This is a genomic window from Bartonella sp. AD328YNZD (assembly GCF_042196425.1).
The window spans coordinates 7,878-12,392 of the sequence record NZ_JBHIQG010000002.1 but is presented as its reverse complement, the minus strand read 5'-3'; the positions used below and the strand labels follow the sequence as shown (position 1 = coordinate 12,392).

Here is a 4,515-nt window from a genome sequence, read left to right as displayed (position 1 = left end):
TAGAAGCACATCGTTTGATTGAAGAGTTTATGATACAAGCAAATATTGCAGCTTCTGAAACCTTAAAAGAACATCATCAGCCCCTCATCTACCGTATTCATGAGAAACCCTCTCTTGCCAAGCAAGAAATACTTCGGAGCTTTCTTCAAAGTTTGGGGATACCACTTTCCCGCGGAAGCGAACTTACCTCAGCGCGCCTTAATAGAATTTTAGAAAAGGTCGCTCATACTCAACAACAAGAACTAGTCAATCAAGTTATTTTGCGTTCACAATCACAAGCAGAGTACAACCCTAAAAATAGTGGCCATTTTGGTTTGAACTTGCAGAACTATACACATTTTACATCACCAATCCGTCGTTATGCTGATCTCATTATTCATCGAGCACTCATTAAAGCTCTCAAATTAGGAAATGATCAATTAACAGAGACACAAGAACAAAATCTTGCAGAAATTGCTACGCAAATTTCTTTATATGAGCGCCGTGCGATGGTAGCTGAAAGAGAAACGATTGATCGGCTTGTTGCTCACTATTTAACGAATAAAATCGGTCGTATTTTTACAGGTCGCATTTCCGGAGTTATAAAAGCAGGTCTTTTTATCTCACTTGATAAACTCAATACAGATGGTTTTGTCCATATTTCTACACTTAAAAATGATTATTATCATTTTGATGAAGCACAACATGTTCTTGTAGGACAGCGTAGCCATAAAGGCTATCAACTCAGTGATGTTGTAGAAGTAAAACTTATAACGGTACAACCTTTTGCTGGCGCTTTATGCTTTGAACTCTTAACAAAACCTCGTCCAATAAAATTTTCACCAACATCCTACCATAAAAACAAATTAAAAAAACAAAAATATACTTTTTATGGGAAAAGAAAAAATTAATTAAAAATAAAAAGTAAAAAACATTTTTATAATTTTCGTTGTATTATTTTTTATTTTAAATTCTAAAAATCTTTATTAAAAATAATTAAACCTCTTGTTTCTCTCTTTAAAAGCATATAAATAATAATGACTTAAAGCTAAGAAAAGACCTATAATATGTAGTATTTATATTATTTTTATGTTTTATTTAGTATATAAAGGTATGTGATTTATTTTATAAATATAGTAATTTTATAAAAATCTTGCAGGTTTTTTATACTTAATAGGTGAGAAAATCTGCAAAAGAGAGCTTGAGCTTTTTTCATTTCAGCACACCTTTTTATTATTCGAATAAACAAAAGTATCTTAAGTCATTCTTATGAAAAAAAAAGCTTTTGACTCTCAAAATAATTCTTTGCGTGCCATTATTGCAGCTATTGCAACCATTGGTACCGTTGGAACAGCATTGGGAATGGGAACACAACTTGTCTCTTTTCTTATGGCAGAAAAAGGACTTTCCAACAGTACAATCGGCTATAGTGGAACTGTTGGTGGAATCGCCACAATTATTGCAGCTATTTTTACGTCTCGAATCGCCTTATGCTTAGGAATTTCTCAAACAATATTGCTTATGATGGCTATAGGATCTTTAAGTTTTTTAGGATTCTATTTTTTCGACCCCTTATGGGTTTGGTTCATTTTAAGGTTTATATTACATTTCACTATGACAGTTATGTTTATCCTGTCAGAGTTTTGGATCAACAGTTGTGCTCCCCCTAAAAAACGTAGCTTGGTTCTTTCCATTTATGCTATTGTTTTAGGATTAGGGTTTGCGGTAGGTCCAACGTTGCTAGCAAAAGTGGGAACACAAGGCTTTATTCCTTTTGCTGTTGGCTATAGCCTTATTATACTTGCTGTTATCCCAATTCTTGCGGCTTGGAAATTAAGTCCAGAATTTCAAAAAAGCCAATATACGCCATTTTTTCGTTATCTTTTTTATGTTCCAAGTGCCATGATGGCAGTGTTTGTTTACGGTGCTATTCAAATGGGCGCATTAACTCTTATAACACCCTTTACTTTATCCATTGGCTATAATGAGCATGAAGCAGCACACTTTATGGCAACGCTTGCACTTGGGAATGTTTTGCTCTTAATTCCTATCAGCATTATAAGCGACTATGCCAAAGATCGACGTTATCCCCTAATAAGTTGTGCTATCCTAGGTCTTGTGGGAACTTTTATGGTACCATGGATCACTCAATATCCATGGGTTCTAATGCTTGATCTGTTCCTTCTTGGTGGTGTATCAGCAAGCCTTTATACAATTGCTCTGGCACATCTAGGAGCACGTCTTAAGGGCCAAGAACTTGCTGCTGCTAATTCTGCCTTTATTTTTTGCTATGGAATTGGTATGCTCATCGGGCCAACCTTTATTGGAAAATCCATGGATATTTTTAATCCTTTTGGTTTTTCAATAGCTATGGCTGTTTTTTTCGGTTTATATGTCATTTTGGTATTTATCCAACTGATGAGAAAATTAATCAGCTCTTGACTTTTTTGAGAACATCCGTAGTGTTGCCGGAAAATCTGATGATGTCGGAAATAAGTTTTGAAAGCAATAATATTTTTTCAGTATAAATAGGGTATTTACATTATGGCTAAAGCAGCAACCATTAAGATCAAGCTTTTATCAACTGCAGATACTGGTTTTTTCTATGTAACAAAGAAAAACAGCCGCACAATGACAGATAAAATGAGCAAGCGTAAATATGATCCAGTTGTAAAAAAGCACGTTGAATTTAAAGAAACAAAAATTAAATAAATAAAATTATTATTGAATTGATAGATTTTATACTCCAAAAGAAATGTGGGAGTATTGCTCTTCAAAGTTATTTTTTGAGGGGTGTTTTTTTATTTCCTTAAGTTTAAAAAGTTTACTTTAAACTTTGTACGTTTTGTACGGATTTGGATTAAGTTGATTTATTATTTAAGTTGCTTACATATATTCTGCATGAGTATTTGATTATTGTGATATCTAACGAAAATTTTGTCATTAAAACGAGACATTGTTTCGTCATATGAATAAAGCTTCTCGGATGAATTATAAACAATACTAAAATAGAGTTATAGTAATGTTAGCAGTTTCTTTATTTCATGAAAAAATCTTTTTCTCATTTTAATCTAAGAATCTTTAATCTAAAAGTTATCGGTTTCAGTATTTTTGTCGCTGCCAGCATTCTTATCATTATGTCAACTTACTTTAAGAAAACTCAGCAGTTGCCTCAAAAAGAAAAATTTTCTTCTCAAAACTCTGTTAAAGGAAATGCTTTAATCATTGATGGCGATACCATTATGATTTCTTCAATTAAGATTCGACTAGCTGGAATTGATGCTCCTGAACTCCACCAATTTTGTGGAAAAAAGGAAGCACGCTACCCTTGTGGGCTTGAGGCAAAGAAATATTTAGAACAATTATTAAAAAATCAAACTGTTATATGTCACTGGCAAAAAACAGATAAATATCGCCGTATTCTTGCAACATGTAAAACAAAACAAGTTAGCAATATCAACGCAACACTTGTACAGAATGGTTGGGCTGTAAATTATTATGAATACCCCAAAGAAGAGCAAGAAGCGAGAAGGAAAAAGAAAGGAATATGGGCATCAAGTTTTCAACGACCAAAAGAATGGCGCAAAGCAAATCCTCGCACAGAATAAGAAAAATATTTTTTAATTTTATTTACTAATGAAACAATGTAGCCCAATTATCAAACTTGAAAAAGAGATCTATTCCTGTCGTGTTTGCGTCCAACAACCCCATTATTTTCCTCCTCTTCCTCATGAACCAAACCCTGTCGTTTATTTATCCGATACTGCTTCGATTGCAATTGCAGGCCAAGCACCAGGATTGCGTGTTCATGAAACTTCTATCCCTTTTAATGATCGTTCGGGCGAAAGATTGCGTAATTGGCTGGGTGTTACAAAAGAAGAATTTTATAATAAATCTCTCTTCGCTATTGTTCCTATGGGATTTTGTTTTCCAGGTTATGACAAAAATAAAGCTGATTTACCACCAAGATGTGAATGTCGAGAAATATGGCATGAAAAGATATTTCAGGCAATGCCTCAAATAAAGCTTGTTCTTGCCATTGGTCGTTATGCGCAAAAGTGGCACATTACAGAATTAAAACATAAAACCGTTTCTGCAACTGTTGGTGATTGGAGAAATATTCTTTCCATTCCTCAACCTCGAGGCTATAATGTTATGCCTTTGCCTCATCCGTCATGGCGAAATACTTCTTGGTTACAGAAAAATCCATGGTTTAACGATGAGCTTATTGTATATCTGCGTCGTTTAGTGCGTAAATTTTTATAAATTAAGATATTGAGAAGAAATATGGATCGTCTTGACCGAAAAATTTTACATCTTTTGCAAGAAAATGCGACACTTTCTGTTGCTGATATTGCTAAAAAAGTGGGACTTTCGACCACTCCTTGCTGGCGTAGGATTCAAAAACTTGAAGAAGATGGCGTCATTCAACGTCGTGTTGCTGTTCTTTCTCCAGAAAAAGTAAACGCACACGTCACTGTTTTTGTGTCTATTCGCACAAATACACATAGTCATGAATGGTTTAAGCGTTTTTCA

Annotated in this window: 6 protein-coding genes; all 6 read left to right on the top strand. The window is 34.1% G+C overall.

Annotated features, from left to right (window positions below):
- Positions 1-890, top strand: an 890-nt coding sequence (locus ACFIO3_RS00215; RefSeq protein WP_375703998.1) for an RNB domain-containing ribonuclease, incomplete at its 5' end; no start/stop codon positions are given.
- A 358-nt stretch (positions 891-1,248) separates the two neighbouring features.
- Positions 1,249-2,421 (top strand): MFS transporter, encoded by a 1,173-nt coding sequence (locus ACFIO3_RS00210; RefSeq protein ID WP_375606907.1) that lies wholly within the window; start codon positions 1,249-1,251, stop codon positions 2,419-2,421.
- 102 nt (positions 2,422-2,523) lie between these two features.
- On the top strand, positions 2,524-2,691 hold the full coding sequence (gene rpmG / locus ACFIO3_RS00205) for a 50S ribosomal protein L33 (protein WP_004864083.1): 168 nt from the start codon (positions 2,524-2,526) through the stop codon (positions 2,689-2,691).
- A 332-nt stretch (positions 2,692-3,023) separates the two neighbouring features.
- Positions 3,024-3,587 carry a thermonuclease family protein gene (locus ACFIO3_RS00200; RefSeq protein WP_375606908.1) on the top strand — a complete coding sequence of 188 codons (564 nt, stop codon included), beginning with the start codon at positions 3,024-3,026 and terminating at the stop codon, positions 3,585-3,587.
- A 28-nt stretch (positions 3,588-3,615) separates the two neighbouring features.
- A complete protein-coding gene (locus tag ACFIO3_RS00195) occupies positions 3,616-4,245 on the top strand; it encodes a uracil-DNA glycosylase family protein (RefSeq protein WP_375610386.1) in 630 nt (209 codons plus the stop codon).
- 21 nt (positions 4,246-4,266) lie between these two features.
- Positions 4,267-4,515, top strand: a 249-nt coding sequence (locus ACFIO3_RS00190; protein ID WP_375703997.1) for an Lrp/AsnC family transcriptional regulator, incomplete at its 3' end; no start/stop codon positions are given.